This window comes from Bacillus smithii, assembly GCF_001050115.1.
GTDB lineage: Bacteria > Bacillota > Bacilli > Bacillales > DSM-4216 > Bacillus_O > Bacillus_O smithii.
This window is the reverse complement of the sequence record NZ_CP012024.1, coordinates 2062406-2087835: the sequence shown is the minus strand read 5'-3', so window position 1 is coordinate 2087835 and position 25430 is coordinate 2062406. Positions and strand designations below refer to the sequence as shown.

The following is a 25430-nucleotide window of genomic DNA, read 5'->3' as shown; positions in this document are numbered from 1 at the left end:
TGATAGTGGAAGGTCAATCCATTATAAGTGTTGGAATCGACATCGGCACTAGTACAACAAAATTTATTGTCAGTCATTTAAAATATGCAAAAGTATCCAGCCATTTTTCTTTACCTCGCTATGAAATTGTTGAGAGAAAAATTATGTATGAAAGTCCTATGTATTCAACGCCGTTAAAAGGGAACAGAGATGAAATTGATTTGAGAGCTCTTGCGAAATGGCTTGAAGAACAATATAAACAAGCAGGAGTAAATTTATCGGAAGTAAAATCTGGCGCTGTGATTATAACAGGTGATACCGCGACGAAAAAAAATGCGGAGAGCATCCTGCATTATTTAGCTGATAAATCGGGCGATTTTGTTGTTGCAGTTGCCGGCGCTAGTTTAGAAGCGTTACTTGCTGGCAAAGGATCTGGTGCTTTTTTGCGATCTAAAGAGATAAAAGGATCAGTTGCTAACATTGATATTGGGGGAGGAACAGCAAATGTTGTCGTTTTTCGGAGAGGAAAAGTATTAGGTACCATTACGTACCATGTTGGTGGGAGATTAATCGAATTGGATGAGAATGGAAAAATTAAGTTTATATCTTCTTCTATTCAACCATGGTTATGTTTGAAAAACTATCGATTGCAACTAAATCAAAAAATGACTTTTAAAGAAATGCGACAAATTGTTCAAGAAATGTGCAAAGATATGATGAATTCTTTAATTAATGAGAAACCCATTAGGCTGGATGATCCACTGATTCATAGTACGACTTTTCAAGTGATTCCTTCTATCGATGAGGTGGTGATTTCCGGAGGAATCGGCAAGTTGCTTGAAAAAGAATCTCCTAAAACTCTCAATGACACCGCTGTTTACGGAGATATTGGTCCTCTTCTTGCACACGAGGTAGTAAAGGCGATTGAAAAGAGTTCATTAAAAATAATACATGCAAAGCAAACTTCTCGCGCAACAGTCATTGGTGCTGGAACGCAAAGTACAGAAATTAGCGGGGCTACTATCCATGTTTCCTCATCACGTCTCCCACTCCGCAATCTACCCATCATGACGATTGAATTCAACAATGTCCAAGTTAAAAACGGAGATTATATCCATCAACAAATAAAAAGGGCAATGATGGAGTGGAAGCAATACTTTCAAGAAGAACAAGAAACTCCTATTGGTATTCATATTCGAGGAATTGTTTATTGTTCCTATCAGATTTTAAAAGAGATGGCTAGAACATTATTTTCGCTTTATGAACAATACTTTCCGAAAAATTCTGTTTTAGTAGTAATATGTGAAAACGATATAGCAAAAGCGCTTGGACAATTGCTTGTACTTCAATCTAACCATAAAATAGACATCATTTCGATTGATCAAGTTGTAGTCGAACAAGGTGACTACATTGATATAGGAGAAATGATCAATCAAAGTGTGGTTCCAGTGGTCATCAAAACATTGGCTTTTATGAAAAATTAGGAGGTGACTCCGCTTGAAAACAACGATCACGTTAATGGATAAAACTTATCATTTTAAAAGTTTGAAAGAAATTATGGCTAAAGCGAATGAAGAAAAATCAGGCGACCAGCTGGCAGGGATACAAGCCCAAGATGTACAGGAGCGTATTGCGGCAAGGCATGTTTTATCAGAGCTAACTCTTGCAGATATTCGTAATAACCCTCTACTGCCTCCGGAAGAGGATGAGGTGTCGCGTGTCATCGAGGAAGGAATTAATGAAAAAATTTACGCATCCATTCGAAACTGGTCAATAGCAGAACTTCGGGAATACCTTTTATCGCCGATAGTAACAAATAACGAAATCGCTCATATTCGCCGAGGATTAACAAGCGAGATGATTGCTGCCGTAACAAAGATCATGACAAATTTAGATTTAATACAAGCAGCATCAAAAATCACTGTAGAAACACGTTGCAACACAACGATTGGTCAAAAGGGACGATTAGCAGGAAGGGCGCAGCCTAATCATCCTAATGATCATTTACAAGGGATAAAGGCAGCGATTTTTGAGGCATTGAGTTACGGCGTTGGGGATGCGGTGATTGGTATTAATCCGGTTATTGATACGGTAGACAGTGTAAAGGCGATTTTAAATATGACAAAGGATTTAATGGATAGATGGGATATTCCAACACAAAACTGTGTTTTAGCCCATGTAACAACCCAGATGAGGGCAATCAAGCAGGGAGGGACAGCGGATTTATTGTTTCAAAGTTTAGCAGGAACGGAATTAGGTAACAAAGCGTTTGGGATTAATGTTGAACTTCTTGATGAAGCAAATGAGCTAATTTTGAAGGAAGGAACGGCTGCTGGTCCGAATGTATGGTATTTCGAAACGGGACAGGGATCAGAACTGTCAGCAAATGCACATCACGGTATTGATCAACTTACGCTAGAAGCCAGGTGCTATGGCCTTGCTAAGCGATATAAGCCGTTTATAGTGAACACGGTGGTGGGTTTTATCGGTCCTGAGTATTTATACAATAGTAAGCAAGTGATTCGCGCGGGACTTGAAGATCATTTTATGGGAAAACTTCATGGTTTGCCGATGGGAGTGGATGTTTGTTACACCAATCATATGAAAGCGGACCAAAATGACATGGAAAATTTAGCAGTCTTGTTGGCTTCGGCCGGTGCCAATTTCTTAATAGGTGTAGCTATGGCAGATGATTGTATGCTAAATTATCAATCTCTTAGCTTCCATGACATTGCCACGCTAAGAGAATTGCTTCACTTGCGACCTGCTCCGGAATTTGAAAGATGGTTAGAAAAAAAGGGGATTATGGAGAACGGAAAGTTAACTTCGATAGCCGGTGATCCCACTTTGTTTTTATAAATGGATAAAACGGTAAGGGTGGTATGTAATATGAACGAACCGGATATTCAACAAGAAAAAGGGATGATTGAACAGACTGGACTATCTCAGCCATCGATAGATAAAATCGATAGAGACGAAAATGAAAAAAGTTTTCATTACACTGCGAGTGACTGGTTAACAAACGTCCCAAATCCAAAATTTTCAGAAGGAATTGACGAATTGCGAAAAGCAACTCCTGCACGCATTGGTCTATGGAGAACGGGAACTCGTCCATTGACGAAAACAATTTTAAAATTTCAGCTTGATCATGCAGCAGCCGTTGATGCTGTAAACGGAAATGTCTCTGATCATTTACTTAAAGAATTTAACTTATTTACAGTAGAGACTTGTTGTGAAAATAAAGAAGTTTATTTAAAGAGGCCAGATAAAGGTCGGGTTCTTACAGAAGAGGCAGTCAAAACGATCCAAAAAAAATGTGTGAAACATCCTCAAGTACAAATTGTTGTTTCCGATGGGTTAAGCGCAAGTGCGATTGATGCCAATCTAAGAGATATTTATCCGGCGTTATTGGATTCATTAGAAGTTAATGGGTTAACACAAGGAACTCCCTTTTTTGTAAAAGGTGGAAGAGTAGCGTGTATGGATCATATTGGTGAAATTTTGCAGCCGGCAGTTTTTGTTCTTTTAATAGGGGAGAGACCGGGGCTTGTTTCCGCCAATTCTATGAGTGCCTATATGTGCTATAGACCAAGAAAAGGAATGATAGAGTCTGAGAGAACAGTGATTTCTAATATTCATTCAGGAGGCACTCCCCCTGTTGAAGCAGGGGCCTACATTGGCACCGTTTTACGTAAAATGATTGATCAGAAAGCCAGTGGAGTTCGTCTGGAACTATAGTGATCATTTGAAGGGGAAGGATAAAATGACAAATAATACGAATAACCATTTAAACAAAGAATTAAGACCAATCCATTTGTGGGGAATCGCAGTAGGAATGGTGATTTCAGGCCAGTATTTCGGATGGAATTACGGATTTGAGCAAGGAGGAACGATAGGATTAGCAATTGCTTCAATGATTGTCATCATTTTTTATACGACTTTCATATTTAGTTATTCAGAACTCTCTACATCCATTCCACACGCTGGGGGGCCATCCGCCTATGCAAGAAAAGCAATGGGTCCTTATATGGGATTTTTAACGGGTTTAGCCTGTTTGCTTGAATTTGTTTTTGCTCCACCTGCTATTGCTGTTGCGACAGGTGCCTACATTCACTTTTTAATTCCAAATATCGACGCTGTGTATGCTACAGTAGCCGTATTTTCATTTTTTATTTTAATAAATCTAATAGGAGTAAAAGAAGCCGCAATCATTGAGCTGGTTGCCACCGTTTTAGCGTTGATCGGTTTAATTATATACTACGCTGCAGGGCTGCCGCATATAAAGAGTTCAAATTTAATGGGGGACCTCTCATTTTCTAACGGCTGGACTGGAGTCTTTTCCTCTATTCCTTTTGCCATTTGGTTTTTCCTTGCAATTGAGGGAGGGGCAATGGCAGCGGAAGAAGTTCGTAACCCTAAAAAAGATATACCTAAAGGATTTATTTCTGGAATTTGTACATTAGCAGTTGCAACAGTTTTCACGTTGATTGTGACTTCGGGACTTGGTGGAGGAGAAGGAAAACCTGCAGATTATCCACTTCCGCAAGCATTGGCCAGCGTTTATGGTGAAAACAATATCATGCCAATAACTGTCGCCGTTATTGGATTATTTGGATTAATAGCAAGCCTGCACGGTATCATTATTGGCTACTCCCGCCAAACGTTTGCGTTAGCCAGAGCGGGATATCTGCCGAGATTCCTTTCAGAAATTTCAAAAAAAGGCGTTCCGCATTGGGGATTAATCGTACCGGGGATCATAGGAGTAGCTAGTGCCGGTTCAGCTAGTTTCGCTAATTCTTTGATTATTTTATCTGTATTTGGCGCAATAACGATGTATTGCTTGAGTCTCATATCACTATTTGTATTACGCAAAAAAGAACCACATATGGAACGACCTTTCAAGGTAAGTTATCCAGTTGTACCGGGAATAGCACTCTTTTTAGGAATTATTTCGTTCTTTTGCGTGTTAAAATATAGCGTTTTAACAACCAATCTCCCTATCGTTGGAGTCAAAATTCCATTAATCGCTGTCATTTTGTTCGTATTTGGCGCAGGAAGTATTTACTACCTATTAGTAGGAGCAAAGAAAATTCGTCCTATATCCGAGGAATTTGTCTCTATCGAAGACGTCGCACCTAGTCAGAAGAATGTATCGTTATAAAAAGAGGTTTATTGCTGCTCTTCCCCTTATCAGGGAAGAGTCAGAGTGTAGACAAAAGGCATCCGAATGTGCGCTTTCGGATGCCTTTTGTCACTTTTATGCTTTCAAATGTTTGGAATAGACCCCTCCAGGGGTCTATTTTATGTTATTGCTGGACTTTTCCATGTCCAGCAAGCCATCTTTTTCAAATTCATTGCAGCAAAAGTTAGCATCGCCTGCATGGACAATTTTTTTAGACCTCTTAAGGTTGTCCAACGCATACCATGCTTTTCCTTTGCATCAGCAAAAACACGTTCAATGGTTTCTTTCCGTCTTGCATAAATGCTCTTATTCTCTTGTGTATGCCGAAGATGATCAGCTTCCTCTAAATAAAATTCCCATACATGTCGCTGAATCAGTTTTTTATGCTCCTTACTTTGGGTGCACTTCGAAAGGAATGGACAATCTTTACACTGGACTGGATCAGAAAAATATTGACGATAGCCTTCCTTCGTCGTAGTTGCATATTTTAACACTTGTCCTTGCGGACAAAGATAACAATCGTAGTATTCATCGTAAACATACTCATGTTTTTTGAAATAACCATCCTTTGTACGAGGGCGAGTATAAGGTAAAGCAGGGGTCATATCATTTTCAAATATGTATTGGGCAACGGCGGGAGTTTTATATCCAGCGTCAGCAGCAACTACAACCGGTTTTCCATGTTTTTCTATGACTTTTTCAAGAAGTGGCTCCAATACGGAACTGTCATGAATATTCCCTGGCGTTACAATAGCCCCCAAAACAAAGCCATTTCGATCCGCAGCAGCATGGAATGAGTAAGCAAACTGTTTTGTTCGCTCGTCTTTTACGTAGTAACCACTTTCCGGATCAGTGGTACTTTCTTTTATTTCTTTATATTCTTCTTTCCCAAATTTATCTGGAGGAAATGGCTTTTTTCCATGTGCTTCTCGATCAGCATTTATCTCATCTTGTAGACGTGCTTGATAGGCTTTCGTTTCTTTTCGAACCACTTTCTTCTCAAATTTATGCTTATTCGCACTCGCTTTGACATGAGTAGAATCAATAAAGACATGCTCACTGCTTATCAGCTTCTTATCTGCAGCTTCTTTCAAAATGCGATAGAATATCTGTTCAAATAAGTCTGTATCCTTAAAGCGTCGCTCGTAGTTTTTCCCAAACGTTGAAAAGTGAGGTACCTTATCATAAAAACCAAATCCAAGAAACCAACGGTAAGCCAGATTCGTTTCGATTTCCTCTATAGTTTTTCGCATGGAACGAATACCGAAGGTATATTGGATGAAAGCCATTTTAATCAATACAACTGGATCAATACTTGGTCGACCTCTTTCCGATGAATACATGTCTTGAACAAGCGAATAGATAAATGAAAAATCAATAGCAGCGTCGATTTTACGAACCAAATGATCTGCAGGTACAAGTTGGTCTAAAGCTATCATTTCTATTTGATCACGATTCATCTGTGTATTTTTTGTTAGCACTTCATCCACCTCAATTCATTACGGTATCTTAATTATACAAAAAAAGACTGTCGGCAAATCCGATTTTTTCGGATTTGTCGACAGTCTGGCTCTTCCCCTTATCAGGGAAGAGTTTTTACATTTTTTAGTACAAAGATGGGCAATCCATACACTGAACAGCAACTGGACATCTTGGCAATAACCAACAAAAGAAAATGCTTAAAACGGAGAATAGAAGCAGCAGCCAACCAATCGATCTTCACAAGTTCGGTGCCGAGTACAACTAGAAGAAAGAAAATCATACTTTCTGAAAAATAATGTGAGAAAATCTTACAATAAATTTCCCGATCAGAAATGGGATTGATGAATGAAAAATGGTGAAATATTCATTTGAATGCTTCGCATCACCACCATTTGCACTCTTTATAAAGACCTTTAAGCCTTCTTGTTTATAAGAAATGTGCATGATATAAAATGAATTTCTGTAAATAAATCTCACTCATACTCTTTGTTCAGAAAAATATGTGATATAAAATAACATTATTATGGAAATATTATGAATATTAACATATAATAAAAATAAGTGTAACGAGCTTAAAGGAGGGGATAACCGTGACTATAAAAAGTGAATCCTACAAAGATAAAAAAGTGATTTCCATTGGTACTGTTAGTGAGATCACAGGATTGTCGGAACGGCAAATTCGTTATTATGAGGAACGGAAATTGATATTTCCTTATCGTACAAAGAAAGGAACAAGAAAATATTCATTCAGCGATGTGGAACGCCTGATGGAGATCGCTGAGATGATCGAAGAAGGAGTTCAGACATTTGAAATTCGAAAAAAGATATTAAAAAAAGAAAAAGAAGCCGTCCGAGAAAAAATGATTCGCGGACAATTAAATGCAAGATTCGGTGTTCTGAGAATGCCGTAACTCGATGAAAAAGTGCCATGTTCGTAATGGCATTACATCTCAACAGTCAAGTTTAATCTAATATTCATTTCTCTAACAATGTATTATTTGTCATCGCCCATTCCTCTTTTGTAGAGCATCATAGGTTCGCTTGCCGTTTCAAAAGTAAACTGCCTTCAAAAATACAATAAGGTGATCAGATCAGGTGTTATGTTCGTCTTTTGTGCTTGTTATGCTATCATTGTGGGAATTTTTGGGTGAAAAAACAAGAATATTGCGAATGATTGCAAATTAAAAATGCAGGCGTGACAAAAAGGCGGAAAATGAGCTGACAATATGAAGGAATGGCTTAGCCTTATAAAACTGTCACGCCTCGCAAAGAATAGGAGACAGTCCAGAATGATTTTGACAAAAGGTTTTGTCCATTCAAACACGTTCATGAATCCTGCTAAAAATTGATCCCCATTCGATTAAGAGAATATAGATACAATAAATGATGAAAACATTTTTTGTTTACCTTTTTATCATTACTTTTCCATACAAAATAGACTGGAACCACGGCTCAGCACTCTTGCGAATCGTCCTTTTTAAACAGTACACCACTCTCCTGCAAATTTTCACAACTTCGCTTTATATTGAATATTGTCAAGTAATAAAAGGGGAGCGTTCAAAGTCGTGCCGGCAGACGGATGTGAAAATTTTTATAGATCATCTGATATTTAAATGAATACGGAGACAGAGGATAAAGTATCCTTGATGTTAAGTGGGTATACCCACGGGAAATAAATTGGGTGATTGGGTTTAGGATAGTACTGAAAAGGAAAATGTGGAGGTAAAAATTCGATCATTTTGATCGGCAACGGCTTGGACATGATTTCTTTGAGGTTGGGATATCAGGCAGATACATATTTATTGATGAACTCCAAAGGAAAAAAGTGTTTCTTAAAGCGAAGTGATAAAGCCTTTCTGACACCATCTTTGCTGCCTAACATAATATACTCATAAGAGTTCACACTCAGGGGGCAGCCATGTGATGAATATAGAGCGATTGTCAAAAAATACGGTTAAACTATCGATATCCTTTGAAGAATTGCATGAAAAAGGATTCGCTAAGAAGCAGATGGTGGAAGAGGATGCTTTTTTTTGGCATGAACTGTTTGAAGAATTGATTGAAGAAATTGAAAAGCGTTACCATTTTGCGTATGATGGTCCGGTGGCTATTGAGATCCATACTTTAACGGAGGAAGAAGTAACACTCATATTTACACTTGACTTTTTGGATAATGACGATCATACAAATGATGCCATTGAAGAGTTGCATGCTGGATGGAAACGAGAGTTCACGCCTTTTTCCATTTATAAATGTACGGATTTTGAAGAGATTATCCAGCTTGCTCAGCGTATAGCAAAAATGAGAATGGTGATTCCTTCGAGGATTTTTTGGAAAGATCCCTTTTATTATGTGGCGGTCGACTATTCTCAAGAAGGGATGAAAAAAAATCTGGAGCCTGTTATTTTGGAATATGCAGAGAGATCTCGTCTCACGATTCATTATTTGGAGGAATACGGAAAAATAATTTTTTCCAATAAAGGGATTGAAAACGTCTATAAATTATTTCCGGGATAAAAAAGAGTCTTACCAAAAGGCTCTTTTTATAAGCCTGTTTTTATTTTCTGTTTTATTCGGCTTTTTCCATGTGGCGAGGAATCATGTTTTGTAAAAATGACCGGGATCTATTCAAAACATATGATGGAAATGAGGTACATATTCCCTGCGAACGGGAAGATGAAATTCCAATGGCCGCTTTTTGATCCGAAATCCCAGATTTTTGATTGCATTTCAAGGATTCTAGTGTATACTATGACGTGAATTGTAGCGTGAGAATGGGAAGATGGATAGGACAAAATGGATTAAAAGAGCCATTTTGCATTTTTGCTGCTTTTGAAACGAATGAAACGAAAAAAAGCAATACATAAATTTCCAGTAAAATAAAGTGGTGAACGGAACGACCGTGCGACGTGCAATCCTTAAGGAACTGTTTTCTTGCACGAAGGTAAGCCGCAGTGCCATGCATTGAAAAAATTGCCAATGATTTAATGTTTTTCATTCGTCATCACAATATTGATTGAAATGCGGGTAAAACATTGGATTTACCGGGATTTTGTATATGACGGGAGCGAAAATAGACAAATACTTTTCGATTGTTTGGAATATATGAAATGTTTTAAAGGATCCGAACGAAAGAAACGTCTGAATGGACTTTTATCAGCAGTACCGCTTCTTTGTTGTACGGTAGGAGAAAGGGTGGAACGGAATGTTGAAGGAAGAATGCATCATTATTGGAGGAGGGCCATGCGGTTTGGCGGCAGCCATCTCGTTAAAAGAAACAGGAAAAAACCCACTCATTATTGAAAAAGGAAATATTGTGGATACGATTTATCGTTTTCCCACTCATCAAACTTTTTTCAGTTCAAGCGATAAACTGGCAATTGGCGATGTTCCTTTTATAACGGTGGAACGGAAACCAAAAAGAAACGATGCCTTAACGTATTATCGTGAAGTGGTGAAAAGAAAACAGCTTCGCATCCATCGTTTCGAAGAAGTAAAAGACGTAACGAAACAATCGAACGGTACCTTTTTCGTCAAAACGACAAAAGAAGTGTATGAAACTCCATATGTAGTTGTCGCAACTGGCTATTACGACCATCCCAATTATATGAATATACCAGGAGAAGAATTGGACAAAGTCTATCATTATTTCAAAGAAGCTCATCCGTTTTTTGACACTGATGTCGTCGTGATCGGCGGCAAAAATTCGGCTGTTGATGCTGCATTGGAGCTGCATAAATCAGGAGCGAGAGTGACGGTTTTATACAGAGGAAAACAATATTCGGAAAGTATAAAACCGTGGATTTTGCCGGAATTTGATTCCTTGATACGTCATGGAGAAATTGTGATGGAATTCAACGCCCATGTGAAAGAGATCAAGCAAAACTCAGTTCTATATACGGTTGGAAGTATTGATAAAGAAATCGCAAATGATTTTGTATTCGCCATGACCGGGTATCATCCTGACCATGAATTCATCAGCAAAATGGGAGTGGAGATTATACCGGAAACAGGAAGGCCAAACTATAATCCCGATACGATGGAAACGAATGTTGAAGGGATCTTTATCGCAGGCGTGATTGCTGCCGGGAACAATGCCAATGAAATTTTTATAGAAAATGGCCGTTTTCATGGCGAACTCATAGCGGCGGCGATTGCAGAAAAAGAACAAGCAAGCTAAACAATGCGACCATCTGCTAGTTTCATAGAATGAAAAGGACAAATGGTATCATTGGTTTCATTTGTCCTTTTGCTGTTTCCTGAAATGAAAAGACATGGTCATTCTACATAGGAATGTACTTGACTATTTCCGTTGGACATTCGACTTTCATTGATGATTCGGGACACAGTACCCTATAAAATAGGGATTACTGCAAAACCGAATGGCGATGAAATCTTAAAGTGTTTGCAAAATCATTCTCCTAAATCGTAAGATGTGAAAATGCCCTCGCCAGATTGTATTGTTTAAAAAGGTTCTTTTCTTGTTGATCCATGCTGGATGAATTGTGCGACCCACATTATTTCTAATTTTAAAAAAATTGCAAAAAACATCTTTAAACAACAAAATGAGTATGATAGTATAAAAAAAAACATTTTTATAACCAGGTCATCAGATGACCAGTTAACCTGTAATGATGAGTCAAAGTAAACAAGGGGGGAGGACATAAAAAAGCAAGAAGTTATAACGTTATTATCAGCAAAAAAATAAGAATATTCATATTTGATATGAACAAAGGAAAGGGAGAGAATGATGGAGAAAAGTATGTGGAGAGTTTTAATTGCAAGCATAGTTGGCAGTGCCATTGAATGGTTTGATTATTTTTTATACGGAACCGTGGCATCGCTAGTTTTTAATCAGCTCTTTTTTGTCAGCAAAAGCCCCACGATCGGTTTATTATTCGCCTATACTTCATTTGCTTTAGCGTTTTTTCTAAGACCTGTTGGCGGGATTATCTTTAGCCATATAGGAGATAAACTCGGGAGAAAGAAAACGTTGGTCTTAACGCTTAGCTTGATGGGGATTTCAACATTTGGCATGGGGATACTGCCCACCTATCAAGTGATTGGAATATGGGCTCCTATCTTTTTAACTTGCTTACGATTTATACAAGGTTTAGCGCTTGGCGGAGAGTGGGGAGGATCCGTTTTATTAGCCGTGGAATATGCTCCAAAAGATAAAAGAGGATTGTTTGGCAGTGTTCCACAAATGGGTATTTCAGTAGGGTTGATATTAGGCACGCTAGCCCTTTCAGTAATGACGCTGCTGCCGGAAAAAGATTTTATGTCATGGGGATGGCGCGTTCCTTTCTTATTAAGTGCGATATTAGTTATTTTAGGGTTATGGATTAGAAAAGGAATTGAAGAGACCCCATCCTTTAAGAAAGCCCAAGAAAAAGGAGAAGTTTCCAAAATCCCATTAGTGGATACTCTTCGCTATCATTGGAAAGAAGTATTCATTGCAATGGGTACTAAAGTAGTGGAAACGGCACCATTTTATATATTTGGTACGTTTGTTGTTTCTTATGCCACTGCCAATTTACATTTTAGTAAAACGTCTGCTTTAACCGCTGTTCTTATTGGTTCAGTCACTGCCACTATTTTAGCTCCTTTCATTGGAATGTTGTCTGATCGCATTGGACGTAAACCGATTTACGTTAGTGGAATTGTTTCGACTATTTTGTATGCGTTTCCATATTTTTGGTTGCTTCAACAAAAATCTGTAGCGCTATTAATTATCGCAACGGTCATCGGTCTCGGTGTGATTTGGGGATCGATTAATGCTGTCCAAGGCACGTTGTTTTCAGAGATCTTTACAGCAAAAATAAGATATACAGGCATTTCGTTAGGCTATCAACTAGGAGCGGCAATTGCAGGGGGGACAGCACCATTAGTGGCAACCGCTTTATTAGCTGAATTTCATCAATCATATGTACCAGTTGCTCTTTATATCATTTTGGCTGCATTGATCAGTTCGATTGCTATATGGACAGTGAAAGACAGATCGAATCAAGAGATAGATAAAGAACTGCAGTTTGATGCTCGTTCGAAGATATCTAAGATCGAAGGTTGAGGAATGGATATTTAGATCTGTCTGTGAATGAATCGAGATGTTGAGATATATTTCGGAAATGATTCGTCGGCAGAATCTCTTCATGATCCATGGCTTTTACGCTTAAAATAAAATATGAATAATAGATAAGCGACTCAACCGCTTTGTTCAAAATGGAAAACGCCATAACAAACAGGGGCTCCCTATATGGGAACCCCTATGACAATATTATGGGCGTTATTGTAAATTTTGCTGAGAAATTTGAGTGAGTGCCTCTCCAGCTTTTTCATTCGACTTTTCGCTGACGGATAGGTCGCCAAGAGCAACCATGCCGACAATTTGACCGTTTTCTACGACTGGAAGACGGCGGATTTGGTGTTGTGCCATTAATTGAGCCGCTTCTTCAACAGAAGCGTCAGGACTGACTGAAACGACATTATGAGTCATGACTTGCTCTACATTTTTGTTGGCATTGTCATCAGCTACCGCACGGATAGTTACATCGCGGTCCGTAATCATTCCAGTTACTTGGCCGTTTTCTACGACCGGCAGGGCACCGATATTCAATTGTTTCATTTTAGAGGCCACTGTTTGCAAGGAATCTTGACTAGAGCAGCTTTCAATATTGGATGACATGATATCACGCACTTTCATGACATTTCCTCCTTTAATGGTGTAGTGCATACATAGTATTTGCTGCGTATTCAAACCTATTCAAAGAATTCTTTCCTTGCGGCCTGACTCTGACTCCGTTGATTACAATTGAAACATTTCTTCAATTTTTTGAACATCCTTCGTAATGGACAAAGCGATAAGCAATTTGATCCGGGCTTTTTGGCCGTTCAGACCATTCGAGAAAATAACGCCCAAATCTTTTAATTGTTTCCCTCCACCTTCATAGGCATACACATCCTCAGCAATTCCGTTAAAGCATCTAGAAACAAGAACGACCGGAATTCCCGCTTCCACAAGGCTTTTAATTCCGGGAACGGTAGCAGGAGGTACATTGCCTTGTCCGAGCGCTTCAATGACCACGCCATCATAATTTAAGTCTTTTAACGCATAAAACAAACTCGAATCCATGCCGGAATGAATTTTAAGTAATCCGATTTTCGGAGAAATGTCCAAAATCGGATAATGTTCCCTGGAAACGGGCGTATGATGAAAAAGAACCGCTCTTTTCGTGACGATGCCGATCGGACCGTATTGAGGACTTTGAAAAGTTGAAACATTGCTTGCATGAGTTTTGGTAACGTTTTTGGCGGTATGAATCTCATCATTTAGGACGACCAATACTCCTTTGTCTTTTGCCTCCTCGCATGACGCCACTTTAATGGAAGAAATCAGATTGTATAGTCCGTCTGCCCCGATTTCATTGCTTGACCGCATGGCTCCGGTGAACACAATGGGAATAGAAGTTTGGACGGTAAGGTCCAGAAAATAGGCCGTTTCTTCCAGCGTATCTGTTCCGTGGGTGATCACAACCCCTTCAATCATCGAATGTTCTTTCAGCTTCTCTTCAATCAAGCGTTTCAGTTCATACATTTCTTTTGTCGTAATATGAGGAGATGGAAGTTGAAATGGTTCTTCGGTGATGATATTGGCATATTGGTTCAATATTTTTTCAGCTTCTGTCAAGGGATTTTTTTGCCGAGGAAGAACATTTCCTGTCTTCTTATCTTCTTGCATGGAAATGGTTCCTCCGGTATGAATGACTAATATCGTTTTTTTCAACCGAAAAACCTCCTACCTACAATTTTTTAAATAGAAAATCATTTCATTTCTTTTCTTTACATGATAAATTTAACATGAAACTAAACAGATAGAAATGAGGACCATGTATGCTTACTGTTTTATCCGCCGGAATTGCTCCCGGTCTAGCGCTCCTCTGTTATTTTTATTTAAAAGACCAATTTGAAACAGAACCTTTACTGATGGTCTTGAAAATGTTTATTTACGGCGGCTTTTTAACCTTGCCCGTCATGTTTATTCAATATGTGTTTTCCGCGGAAGGAATCGTTCATTCTGACTTTTTGCAAGCTTTTTTCTCATCGGGAATGATTGAAGAATTGTTTAAGTGGCTTGTTTTATTTTATGCCATATACGGACATGCAGAGTTTGATGAGCCATATGATGGCATTGTGTATGCAACTAGTGTGTCATTAGGGTTTGCCACTGTAGAAAATATTTTATATTTGATCGCAAATGGAGTTGAGTTTGCTTTTTCGAGAGCTTTGCTTCCGGTTTCCAGCCATGCTCTTTTTGGAGTCATAATGGGCTATTATTTGGGAAAATCGAAATTTTTTAGCCCTGGAAAAAAACGAACAGGTTTGTTTCTTTCTTTGTTTTTGCCTTTTGTACTTCATGGGCTTTACGATTATATATTATTTTTAAAGGAGACATGGATGTATGTCATCATACCGTTCATGCTGTTTTTATGGTGGCTCGGTCTCAAAAAAGTTAAAGATGCTCGCATTGTGACAGAACATTATAAAAAAGGTCTGTTGTCAAAATAGACTCCTCTTGTTTTGAGTGAGAAATAAGATGAATGGCATTAAAGGCGATACGCGGTGTATCGTTCTTTTTTTTGTCTTTTTAGAGGCTGCTTTTTTCCGGAAAAGGATCTGAAAAGAACGAGTTAAAGACGATTCAAGTGAAAAATGAGTTCAGGATAGTCGGCAAGATTTCCTTGTCATCTCAATATGGAAAGATTTGAAACTCTTTCTAGTTTTTGTTGTTGGAAGTTTGGAATAAAAAGACAAGGATAACGAAAAATAGGGTTAATGTTAAAACAGGGTTTGGAGGTTTGCGACATGAAAAGTTGGAGATGGATCCTTTTAATGGGTCGGATGATGGTTATTTTAAGTTTCATTATTTTTTTTCCTTGTCAAAATCTTACAGCAAATGCTTTTTCCAACCAGGTCATTCAAAGAGGAGCATTTGGTGATGATGTGATCGAACTTCAAGCACGGCTTCAATATATTGGATATTACCGTGGAAAAATTGATGGAGTTTTCGGGTGGGGAACTTATTGGGCGGTAAGAAATTTTCAAAATGCATTTGGTCTGCCGGTCGACGGATTGGTGGGTGACACAACGAAACAAAAACTTGTAAAAGCTTCCAAATACGATGAAAACTATGTGAAAGAACAAATTTACAAAGGAAAAAATTTTACCTATTACGGGGGAACCGAGCAAACGAAAAATAGTGGCAGCGGCCAAATAAAACCTACTGCAGCAAACACTCCGCCTGGTTTTTCTCAAAATGATATTCAACTGATGGCAAACGCGGTGTATGGCGAGGCAAGAGGAGAGCCTTATGAAGGACAAGTAGCAGTCGCTGCTGTCATTTTAAACCGTCTGGAACATCCGTCTTTTCCAAAAACGATTTCCGGTATCATTTTCGAACCTGGAGCTTTCACCGCCGTTTCAGACGGACAAATATGGCTGACTCCAAATGAGACAGCCAAAAGAGCTGTACTGGATGCGATTAATGGATGGGATCCAAGCGATGGAGCGATTTATTATTTCAATCCGGCCACGGCTACGAGCAAATGGATTTGGTCGCGTCCGCAAATCAAGCAAATTGGTAAACATATTTTCTGTCGGTAAAGGGGTGGAAAAATGATCAGATACATTTTAGTTGTCATCTTGACATTGGGACTTGCCGGTACGGTTCTTTGGGGATACCAAGAGCATAAAGAAAAAAACGCTGTGTTGATCAACGCCGAAAATAATTATCAACGAGCTTTTCATGATTTGACGTACCAAGTAGACATGCTCCATGACAAAATTGGAGCCACGTTGGCCATGAATTCACAGAAACAGTTATCGCCTGCTTTGGCGGATGTGTGGAGGTTGACTTCTGAAGCTCATACCGACGTTGGACAACTGCCGCTTTCTTTGCTTCCGTTTAATAAAACCGAAGAATTTCTATCCAACATAGGAAACTTCAGCTATCGAACAGCGATCCGCGATTTGAATAAGCAACCTCTTTCAGAACAAGAGTACAGTCAATTGAAAAAGTTATATAAACAGTCGGCCGACATTCAAAATGAACTGCGCCAAGTCCAGCACATGGTATTGAAAAACAATCTTCGCTGGATGGACGTCGAAATGGCGCTTGCGAATGGCAAAGAAGCCTCCGACAATACGATTATTGACGGTTTTAAGACCGTTGAGAAAACAGTAGGGGGATATGGAGAAGAAGATGTCAACGGCGTGACTTCTATTTCGACAAAAGCGAAAAAGCCGCAATTCGATCAGCTTCCGGGAAAAGAAATTTCCAGAAAAGAGGCTGTCCAGATTGCCAAATCGTTTTCTCCTTCTTCAAACATATCGAATGTGAAAGTAACCAAAAACGGGGATGGTTCGGAATTTGGATTTTATAGCGTTTCTTTTAAAAGCGACGGAGCTGAAGGCACTATGGATGTAACGAAAAAAGGCGGTTATCCGATTTGGTATATGGTGAACAGAGACGTGGCGAATCAAAAACTGAGTTTAAATGAAGCTTATTTAACAGCCCAAAGATTTTTAAAAAAACATCACTTTCAAAATCTGGAGGGAGTGGACAGCGCTCAGTATGATCATATCGGGGTGTTCACTTTCGTTTCCAACCAAAATGGAGTAAGGATCTACCCGGAAGCAGTGAAAATCAAAGTGGCCCTTGATAATGGCGAGGTGATGGGACTAGTCGCTTCCGACTATTTAAATCATCATCATAAGCGACAACTTCCAAAGCCGAAACTATCAGTCAGCGATGCGAAAAAAATGATTCACAGCAATGTGAAAATTGAAGAGAGCCGCCTTGCCGTGATCAACAATGATTTGGATGAAGAAGTGCTGTGCTATGAATTTTTGGGAACGCTTGATCAAGATACGTACCGCATTTATATTAATGCTGAAACAGGAGACGAAGAGAAAGTGGAAAAATTAGAAAACGCAGAACCTATTTACAATGATGTTTTATAAATGAAACGAGATTTTCTTTATCAGTCGTTGAAGTCGGCATTCCGCATTTCCTTATAGATTCCTCATCTTTTTCATGGCATAATAAAGATGGATTTTTGAGGAAACAGGTGATGGAATGTTGGAAATCGGGTCAATATTAACGCTGAAGACGGTCGATGAAAATGAAGAACTTTATAAATGCCGGGTAGTCGATAAAGGCCCCGGTATACTTTACGTTGATTATCCAGTCCATTTGGAGACAAATAAATCTCGCTTTTTTATGGACGGAACAATGTTCAAAGTTACGTTTATTGCGGAAAAAAATTCAGTCTATACTTTTCAGACAACGGTGATCGGAAAAGAAATAAAACAAATCCCGACCATGGTCATACAAGATCCGGGCGAAGAAAAATATATACGGATTCAACGGCGTCGGTTCGTTCGGGTGGAAACTTCTGTAGATGTCTCGATTTCGAAAGAGGGGAGCGATGAAGTTTTTGCCACCATTACAAAGGACATAAGCGCAGGAGGGGCCGCTGTAATCATTCCTAAACATCTGGATTTGAAGCAGAAAGAACAATTGAATATATTGATGGTGTTGCCAATGCAGTCCGGTGAATTTCATTATTTAAAATTAAAAGGTGAAATCGTCAGAGTTTCGGATGAAGGCCATAATTCCATTGCTTATATTCAATTTTCCGATACGACTGCTTTTGAGCGCCAGCTTTTGCTCCGTTTTAGTTTTGAAAGACAGTTATTATTAAGAAAAAAAGGTCTGCTCGAATAGTGATATTCTAATGTTGTTGAATATGGACTGGATGCGCGGCAGCAATGATGAAAAATGACTTTCAAAATGCTTTTCATCCTCGCTGTGAATTCGAAACAAATGGTGGTTCACCTTCGATAGTTCGAAGGAGGAAAATGGAAAAAACATTTTTGTTTTTATTGTGAAACGTTTGGAGAAGTTGCCAGCCTTCGGATACATGCTGGAGAGTGCCTCATTATATCCCCCGTTTGCCCCAAAAGTAAAAGAATCTCCCGGCGAAGCATTCTTTTTTCTCTTCGCACCGGGAGATTCTTTTGTTGGCGATTGGACACGAATGTTGGACGAATTAACATTAGTGTATAAAGAAAAGTAAGCTTTAAGAGAAAGAGTTCGCTTGCTTTTGTGTTATGTTTTGCTTTGACTTTACATCTTTTTCAATTCATACTTTATAACATCGTTATGATAAAATAGACTTGACTGATTGTGAGAAGGTGAAAATATGGTGAAAGAGATTCAAATTGCAATTGACGGGCCGGCAGCTGCCGGAAAAAGCACCGTCGCGAAATTGGTTGCTAAAAAGTTATCATACCTATACATAGATACAGGAGCGATGTATAGAGCTCTTACATATAAGGCGCTAAAGTTAGGAGCGGATCTGGAAGATGAACAAGCTTTAGCGGAGATTTTAAACAATACTAATATCGAACTTATCCAAGGGAATGCAGCACAACACGTTTTATTAGACGGAACGGATGTTACGGACGAAATACGATCTCACGAAGTGACAAAACATGTCTCCACTGTTTCCAAGCATCCATTAGTCAGAAAAGAAATGGTGGAAAGGCAGAGGGAATTAGCCCAAAAAGGCGGAATCGTCATGGATGGAAGAGACATTGGCACTCATGTGCTTCCAAACGCCGAAGTCAAGATTTTTTTAGTGGCCACTGTTGAGGAACGGGCTAAAAGACGACATCAAGAAAATTTAGCAAAAGGATTTGAATCGGATCTAGCCCAATTAATGAAAGAAATTGCTTTGCGCGATAAGATGGATTCAGAAAGAGAGGCCTCTCCTTTAAAAAAAGCGGATGACGCAATCGAATTAGATACGACTTCCTTGTCCATTGAGGAAGTGGTAGACCATATCATGGAGCTTGTAAAAGAAAGGGTTCGATTGAAGTGACGTTTTATGCGTTTGCAAAGCGGATCGTATCTCCTATCTTAAAAAAAATGTATAGAGTGGAAGTTAAAGGATTGGAACACTTTCCTGAACAAGGAGGTGTTCTCCTTTGTTCCAATCATATAGATAATATGGACCCTCCTATTTTAGGAGTAACTTGTCCACGCCCCATTTCCTTTATGGCAAAAGCTGAACTTTTCAATGTACCGATTCTAAGCGGCATCATTAAAAAGCTCAATGCTTTCCCTGTAAAAAGAGGAGGAAACGACAGAGAAGCGTTGCGAACGGGTTTGAAAGTACTTAAGGAAGGAAAAGTTCTAGGTCTGTTTCCGGAGGGAACCCGCTCTAAGACAGGCAAATTAGGAAAAGGTCTGGCCGGAGCCGGTTATTTTGCCTTGAGGACAAATGCTCAAGTCATTCCTTGTGCCATCATTGGCAGCTATAGAATATTTCAAAAAGTAAAAGTGATTTACGGGAAACCGATTGATATGTCGGAATTGCGAGAAAAAAAAGCATCTCCTGAAGAGGCGACAAATCTGATCATGACGCATATTCAGCAGCTTTTAAATGAAAATCGCTAATGCGAGATGCTTGACAAATGACAGCATTTGTTAGAAGTTAGTAAAAAGAGGTTTTTTTTCATTTTTTCGCAGTCTCGTATTAAGGAGGAGTACTTTATGACAGAGGATTTGAATAGTCTCGAAATTTCCCCGTTGAATGTGGGAGACAAAGTAAAAGGAACGGTTATAAAAGTTGAAGACAAACAAGTGCAAGTAGAAATTGAAAACAGTAAAAAAGACGGTATTATTCCTATTAGCGAGCTGTCAAGTTTACACATAGAAAAAGCATCGGATGCAGTAAATGTAGGAGATACGCTTGAATTAGTAATTACGAAAGAAGAAGATGATCTGTATGTTCTTTCGAAACGGAAAGTGGATGCAGAAAAGGCTTGGGATTTGATGCGTAAGCGCTTTGAAAACGGCGAAATATTTGAAGCCGAAGTAAAAGAAGTTGTAAAAGGCGGCCTCGTGGTTGACTTAGGCGTACGCGGGTTTGTTCCGGCGTCGTTGGTAGAAGATTATTATGTAGAAGATTTTGAAGACTACAAAGGAAAAACACTGACTTTCAAAATTGTAGAGTTGGACGAAGAAAAAAATAGGCTGATTCTTTCCCATAGGGCAGTGGTGGAAGAAGAAAAACAAAAAGCGAAGAAAAAACTTTTGGATGAAATTCAGCCTGGTGACGTACTGGAAGGAAAAGTACAAAGGCTGACGGACTTTGGAGCGTTTGTCGATATAGGTGGAGTGGACGGTCTTGTTCATATTTCGCAATTATCGCATGAACATGTAGAAAAACCTTCTGATGTGGTAAAAGAAGGCGAGATTGTCAAAGTAAAAGTACTCTCTGTCGATAGAGACAATGAACGCATTTCATTGTCCATTAAAGAAACCATTCCGGGACCTTGGGAAAATATTGCAGAAAAAGCACCTGTCGGCTCCGTTTTAAAAGGAACCGTTAAACGTCTTGTTTCTTATGGCGCTTTTGTCGAAGTTTTCCCTGGGGTGGAAGGTCTCGTTCATATTTCGCAAATTTCCCATAAACATATCGGCACGCCGCATGAAGTTTTAAGCGAAGGCCAAGAAGTGGAAGTAAAAGTGTTGGATGTAAATGAAAAAGAAAAACGTCTTTCTTTAAGCATAAAAGAATTAGAAAATGAACCTGTCGATACAAATGATTCTTTTGAATTGCCGGAAGAATCGAAAGGTTTTCAGTTGGGTGAAGTAATCGGCGACCAACTAAAAGGTCTTAAATAAATCCTATTGCTCGAAGGGAAAAGGGATGCCCAAAAGTCAGCAAAATGACTGAGGGGCATCCCTTTTTTATGTAAATCTCGGGATCGCAATCTGCTCGTTTTCCGCGGACGATCCGCAAGTCTTTTCTTTCGCTCCTCGCCCGGCTCGCTTCCCCGGAACAGTCTCCCACATTTTTCGACCGTCACAGTAAAAAGCAACTTTGACAAATGACAAAAACTCGCTTTTCCCATTCATTCGTTCGGTCATATCAAAGGCAATCAGTCATTCCGCAGATTTTATTTGCAAAAGCCGGATAAGGTACACATCGAATTCGGGCTGCTCTGTCATCTCTTATCACTTTTTGAAACAGGAGGAAGAAAACAGCCTGATTCAAAAAGAAAGTCCCGAATAGAAAAAACCCGACGAGAAAATTTTATCTCGTCGGGTTTCCTTGTTTAAAAGGAGATTTTGGGACCCCCTTTTTTTAGTTTTTCGTTTCGGATAGGTCAGTATTCGTTCATCTTCTGTTCATGAGGATAAAAAGAAACAATTCCTTCCATTCCAAGAAAACGCATTCGTTCGCATTGGACGATCATCATTTCGAATAATTCGATTTTCCAATAGATTGGAAATCGGAAAGCGGGGCTTTTGATGAATCCTGGCTTTTACCATTAAGAAATGTTATCTTTGTTGTTTTCTCTATCTCTTCCCTCCTTAGTATGAAGGAAATGACGAAAACCGTGAACTCTTCCAATGAATGAAATTCATAATCCTTTCCCATAATGGTAACAATAGGAGGGCGAATGATGGAGTACGTAATTTTTTTATCCGTATGCTGGGGTATATGGATAACGGCTACCTTTCTTATGGATAAATCTCATCCTTTACGGTTGAAAATAAGCATTATGAGCTTGCTGCTTTGTATTGGAGCGGGAAAATTTATCACAATCGATCATGCTGAAGTATCGTTTTCTTATCTTTTACTGACAGCGATTGGATGTTTCGCCATTCGACAATATCCATTCATACAACTGTTTTCATTCTGTATATCCGCGTTGATGACCGCTATGGTATTCGCGGGGATAAAGCTTTTTGAAATGTATGAAAGGGCCTGGTTTTTAGTCGACGTCAAATGGTATATTGTGATCCTTGTTCTGCTCATTCAATTTGCGATCTATCCTAACCCTCGACTTTGGAAAAATAGAATGATCTCTGCTTATATGGGGTTTTTAGCGGGAGAATGGTTATTGTTTAAGGTCCTTAGCCAAGAAGCATCCTTGCCTTATAAAATAGGGGATAGCTGGTTTTTAGACTTTTTTTCTTTTTCCATGCTAATCATGGTTGGCATCCATGAATTACGGATTCTCAAATCTTTATTCCACGTAAAATCTTTGCCAGTAAAGGAGAAGCAAACTTATGAATGAGTATGTGCATCCAGTGATATTCGGTGTGGTTGCCGGAACATTAACCAGGATTTACATGTTAAAAACAGATTACCGTCAATATCCGACCTATCTGCACGGAAAAATTATTCATATTTCCATGGGATTTATTGCTTCAGCCTTAGGTTCAGTCGCGATACCGGCGATTATGGAAAAAGATTTTACAGCTATTACATTCTTATCGTTAGCTGCTCAACAATTTCGTGATGTTCGGAATATGGAACGAAATACGTTGACAACCATCGACCAATTAGAACTAGTGCCAAGGGGCGCTACTTATATCGAAGGAATTGCTGTTGCTTTCGAAAGTAGAAATTACCTCGTGATTTTAACTTCATTCACTACAACGCTTTTGTATGTTGTCTTTCACTTCTATGTCGCACTTATCGGTGCATTTGTATGTTTGTTGATTTCAAGAAAATTAATGGCTGGCGGAAAACTGGGAGATATCGTTCATATTGAATACGTTGAGCCGCATATGAAAGGGGCAGGCTTGTATGTGGGAGATATTTATATTATGAATATAGGACTTCCTGAAAGGCAAAAGGAAGTATTGAAATACGGCATGGGATTTATTTTGACGCCAAAAAATTTTAATGCGCGCACAACGATTGCCAACCTCGGACAGAGACAAGCGATATTACACGATATTTCTACCGCTATGGGGGTTATCCGGGATTCCGGAACGCCGGCGTTAGTTCCATTGGCTAAAAGGGACCTGAATAACGGCCAAGTGGCTGTTTTTGTGTTGCCGCAAGAAAAAAACAAGGAAAAAGCCATCCGTATTTTAAAAGAGGTCCCGACACTTGAAAACGCGATTCGAATGCCGAGTGAGTCAAATGCCATTCAAAAGGGGGATCGGCAAAAATGACAATGATGATTGAAAATTTCATTTTGGCTGCCGTGACCACGAATCCCAAAAAAGTTCCGTCCGGCACGACTGTTTTTCACTGCGAGGATCAAAAGGAGATGGAAGTCATCGCCACGAATTTAGAGGCTATATTGGATGGAATTGCCCACCAGCTGACCGAAGAGATATTTATTATCGTGAGGCATTAGATTCTAATCGCCATTGCTAGTTTTGTGCATTATTGCTAAAATGGTGAAGTTGAGCCCTTCTTTTTCGGAAGGGTTTTGTTCTTAATTGATAAAAAATCGACAGACTCAACGGGAGTCTTCCTTCCAGCTGTGCTTTCTCTTAAAATGGACATGTCTTTAGATTGAATGATGGACAAAAAATGAATGGAATATTTTCTATAACCACTGTGAAAGGATGATATAAATGGCAAAACCGGTTGTAGCGATCGTGGGGAGGCCAAATGTGGGGAAATCCACTATTTTCAACCGTATTGTTGGGGAAAGAATCTCAATAGTGGAAGATGTTCCGGGTGTTACTAGAGACCGGATTTACAGCTCTGCTGAATGGCTGACTCATGAATTTAATATTATTGACACCGGTGGGATTGAGATCGGTGATGAACCTTTTCTCGAACAAATTCGCCAGCAAGCGGAAATCGCCATTGATGAGGCGGATGTCATCATCTTTTTGACCAATGGACGAGAAGGGGTTACAGCAGCTGACGAAGAAGTGGCTAAAATTTTGTATCGTTCCAATAAACCGGTTGTGTTGGCTGTCAATAAGATCGATAATCCGGATATGAGGGATGTAATTTACGATTTCTACGCTCTTGGTTTTGGAGAGCCATTTCCTATTTCCGGCGCCCATGGTCTTGGACTTGGAGACTTGCTGGATGAAGTGGTGAAACGTTTTCCGAAGTCTTCTCAGCAAGAGTACGATGATGATGTAATTAAATTTTGCTTAATCGGCCGGCCAAATGTAGGAAAATCTTCTTTAGTCAATGCTATTTTAGGGGAAGAAAGAGTGATTGTGAGCGATGTCGCCGGCACCACTAGAGATGCGGTGGACTCTCCTTATACGTATAACGGTCAAAAGTACGTGATTATCGATACAGCCGGCATGAAGAAAAAAGGAAAAGTATATGAATCAACGGAGAAATACAGCGTGCTGCGTGCTCTTAGAGCAATTGAACGTTCAGACGTTGTATTAGTCGTGTTGAATGCAGAAGAAGGGATAAGAGAGCAAGATAAGAAGATTGCCGGCTATGCTCATGAAGCGGGGAGAGGAATTGTGATCGTCGTTAATAAATGGGATGCGGTTGAAAAAGACGAGAAAACGATGAATGAATTTGAAAAAAAGATACGCAGTCATTTCTTATTTTTGGATTATGCGCCGATCGTATTTGTGTCAGCTAAAACAAAGAAACGTCTTCATACGCTTCTTCCCGTTATAAACATGGTGAGTGAAAACCATGCGATGCGCGTTCAATCCAGCGTGCTCAATGATGTCATAATGGATGCCGTGGCGATGAATCCTACTCCTACTGAGAATCAACGGCGGCTAAAAATATTTTACGCGACTCAAGTGGCAGTCAAACCGCCGACTATTGTTATCTTCGTCAATGATCCTGAATTAATGCATTTTTCATATGAACGTTTTTTAGAGAATCGGATCAGAGATGCATTTGGATTTGAAGGAACGCCTATTAAAATCATTGCGAGATCTCGGAAATAACCAAAAGTAGGTGAAAAG

Annotated in this window: 22 protein-coding genes; 19 read left to right on the top strand and 3 right to left on the bottom strand. The window is 39.3% G+C overall.

From position 1 onward, the window contains the following. The first annotated feature begins 5 nt into the window (after positions 1-5). From BSM4216_RS09780 to eat, 4 genes are read left to right on the top strand one after another with little or no spacing between them, the layout of a single operon-like run. On the top strand, positions 6-1463 hold the full coding sequence (locus tag BSM4216_RS09780) for an ethanolamine ammonia-lyase reactivating factor EutA (protein WP_048623594.1): 1458 nt from the start codon (positions 6-8) through the stop codon (positions 1461-1463). Positions 1464-1476: 13 nt separating this feature from the next. Continuing rightward, complete coding sequence (locus BSM4216_RS09775; protein ID WP_048623593.1) at positions 1477-2838, top strand: ethanolamine ammonia-lyase subunit EutB; 1362 nt, start codon at positions 1477-1479, stop codon at positions 2836-2838. 30 nt (positions 2839-2868) lie between these two features. Beyond that, positions 2869-3717, top strand: a complete 849-nt coding sequence (gene eutC, locus BSM4216_RS09770; RefSeq protein WP_048623592.1) for an ethanolamine ammonia-lyase subunit EutC — start codon at positions 2869-2871, stop codon at positions 3715-3717. Between the two features lie 25 nt (positions 3718-3742). Then, complete coding sequence (gene eat / locus BSM4216_RS09765) at positions 3743-5140, top strand: ethanolamine permease (protein WP_048623591.1); 1398 nt, start codon at positions 3743-3745, stop codon at positions 5138-5140. Between the two features lie 140 nt (positions 5141-5280). On the opposite strand, the gene BSM4216_RS09760 is transcribed toward eat, so the two are convergent. Then, the gene (locus BSM4216_RS09760; protein WP_048622333.1) at positions 5281-6642 is read right to left on the bottom strand and encodes an IS1182 family transposase; all 1362 of its coding nucleotides are present in this window, start codon (positions 6640-6642) and stop codon (positions 5281-5283) included. 591 nt (positions 6643-7233) lie between these two features. Between BSM4216_RS09760 and BSM4216_RS09750 the strand changes: the two genes are divergently transcribed. From BSM4216_RS09750 to BSM4216_RS09735, 4 genes are all read left to right on the top strand, one after another. After that, positions 7234-7554 carry a MerR family transcriptional regulator gene (locus BSM4216_RS09750; RefSeq protein ID WP_082142306.1) on the top strand — a complete coding sequence of 107 codons (321 nt, stop codon included), beginning with the start codon at positions 7234-7236 and terminating at the stop codon, positions 7552-7554. Between the two features lie 1012 nt (positions 7555-8566). After that, entirely contained in the window at positions 8567-9160 is a 594-nt protein-coding gene (locus BSM4216_RS09745; RefSeq protein ID WP_048623589.1) for an adaptor protein MecA, read from the top strand. 688 nt (positions 9161-9848) lie between these two features. Beyond that, a complete protein-coding gene (locus BSM4216_RS09740) occupies positions 9849-10823 on the top strand; it encodes a YpdA family putative bacillithiol disulfide reductase (RefSeq protein WP_048623588.1) in 975 nt (324 codons plus the stop codon). 567 nt (positions 10824-11390) lie between these two features. Next, complete coding sequence (locus tag BSM4216_RS09735) at positions 11391-12713, top strand: MFS transporter (RefSeq protein ID WP_048623587.1); 1323 nt, start codon at positions 11391-11393, stop codon at positions 12711-12713. A 216-nt stretch (positions 12714-12929) separates the two neighbouring features. Here the strand turns inward: BSM4216_RS09735 and BSM4216_RS09725 are convergent, their stop codons facing one another. Both BSM4216_RS09725 and BSM4216_RS09720 read right to left on the bottom strand, forming a co-directional pair. Then, complete coding sequence (locus tag BSM4216_RS09725) at positions 12930-13346, bottom strand: CBS domain-containing protein (RefSeq protein WP_048623585.1); 417 nt, start codon at positions 13344-13346, stop codon at positions 12930-12932. A gap of 102 nt (positions 13347-13448) precedes the next feature. Then, complete coding sequence (locus BSM4216_RS09720) at positions 13449-14426, bottom strand: asparaginase (protein ID WP_082142305.1); 978 nt, start codon at positions 14424-14426, stop codon at positions 13449-13451. A 107-nt stretch (positions 14427-14533) separates the two neighbouring features. Between BSM4216_RS09720 and prsW the strand changes: the two genes are divergently transcribed. From prsW to der, 11 genes are all read left to right on the top strand, one after another. Next, a complete protein-coding gene (gene prsW, locus BSM4216_RS09715) occupies positions 14534-15208 on the top strand; it encodes a glutamic-type intramembrane protease PrsW (RefSeq protein WP_048623584.1) in 675 nt (224 codons plus the stop codon). A gap of 333 nt (positions 15209-15541) precedes the next feature. Continuing rightward, entirely contained in the window at positions 15542-16303 is a 762-nt protein-coding gene (sleB, locus tag BSM4216_RS09710; protein ID WP_244878070.1) for a spore cortex-lytic enzyme, read from the top strand. Positions 16304-16315: 12 nt separating this feature from the next. Then, positions 16316-17662 (top strand): germination protein YpeB, encoded by a 1347-nt coding sequence (gene ypeB, locus BSM4216_RS09705; protein ID WP_003355169.1) that lies wholly within the window; start codon positions 16316-16318, stop codon positions 17660-17662. Positions 17663-17780: 118 nt separating this feature from the next. Next, a complete protein-coding gene (locus BSM4216_RS09700; RefSeq protein ID WP_169799145.1) occupies positions 17781-18428 on the top strand; it encodes a flagellar brake protein in 648 nt (215 codons plus the stop codon). 478 nt (positions 18429-18906) lie between these two features. After that, positions 18907-19587, top strand: a complete 681-nt coding sequence (gene cmk / locus BSM4216_RS09690) for a (d)CMP kinase (RefSeq protein ID WP_003355164.1) — start codon at positions 18907-18909, stop codon at positions 19585-19587. Then, positions 19584-20165 (top strand): lysophospholipid acyltransferase family protein, encoded by a 582-nt coding sequence (locus BSM4216_RS09685; protein WP_003355163.1) that lies wholly within the window; start codon positions 19584-19586, stop codon positions 20163-20165. Before cmk ends, BSM4216_RS09685 begins: the two co-directional genes overlap by 4 nt. 96 nt (positions 20166-20261) lie before the next feature. After that, a complete protein-coding gene (rpsA, locus tag BSM4216_RS09680) occupies positions 20262-21398 on the top strand; it encodes a 30S ribosomal protein S1 (protein WP_003355162.1) in 1137 nt (378 codons plus the stop codon). A 785-nt stretch (positions 21399-22183) separates the two neighbouring features. Beyond that, positions 22184-22801, top strand: coding sequence for a YphA family membrane protein (locus BSM4216_RS09670; RefSeq protein WP_048623580.1), 618 nt, complete (start codon positions 22184-22186; stop codon positions 22799-22801). Next, positions 22794-23690 carry a YIEGIA family protein gene (locus tag BSM4216_RS09665; protein WP_048623579.1) on the top strand — a complete coding sequence of 299 codons (897 nt, stop codon included), beginning with the start codon at positions 22794-22796 and terminating at the stop codon, positions 23688-23690. Before BSM4216_RS09670 ends, BSM4216_RS09665 begins: the two co-directional genes overlap by 8 nt. 2 nt (positions 23691-23692) lie before the next feature. Beyond that, positions 23693-23878, top strand: a complete 186-nt coding sequence (locus BSM4216_RS09660) for a capping complex subunit for YIEGIA (RefSeq protein WP_040341891.1) — start codon at positions 23693-23695, stop codon at positions 23876-23878. 223 nt (positions 23879-24101) lie between these two features. Next, positions 24102-25412 carry a ribosome biogenesis GTPase Der gene (der, locus tag BSM4216_RS09655; RefSeq protein WP_048623578.1) on the top strand — a complete coding sequence of 437 codons (1311 nt, stop codon included), beginning with the start codon at positions 24102-24104 and terminating at the stop codon, positions 25410-25412. The last annotated feature ends 18 nt before the right edge of the window (positions 25413-25430 follow it).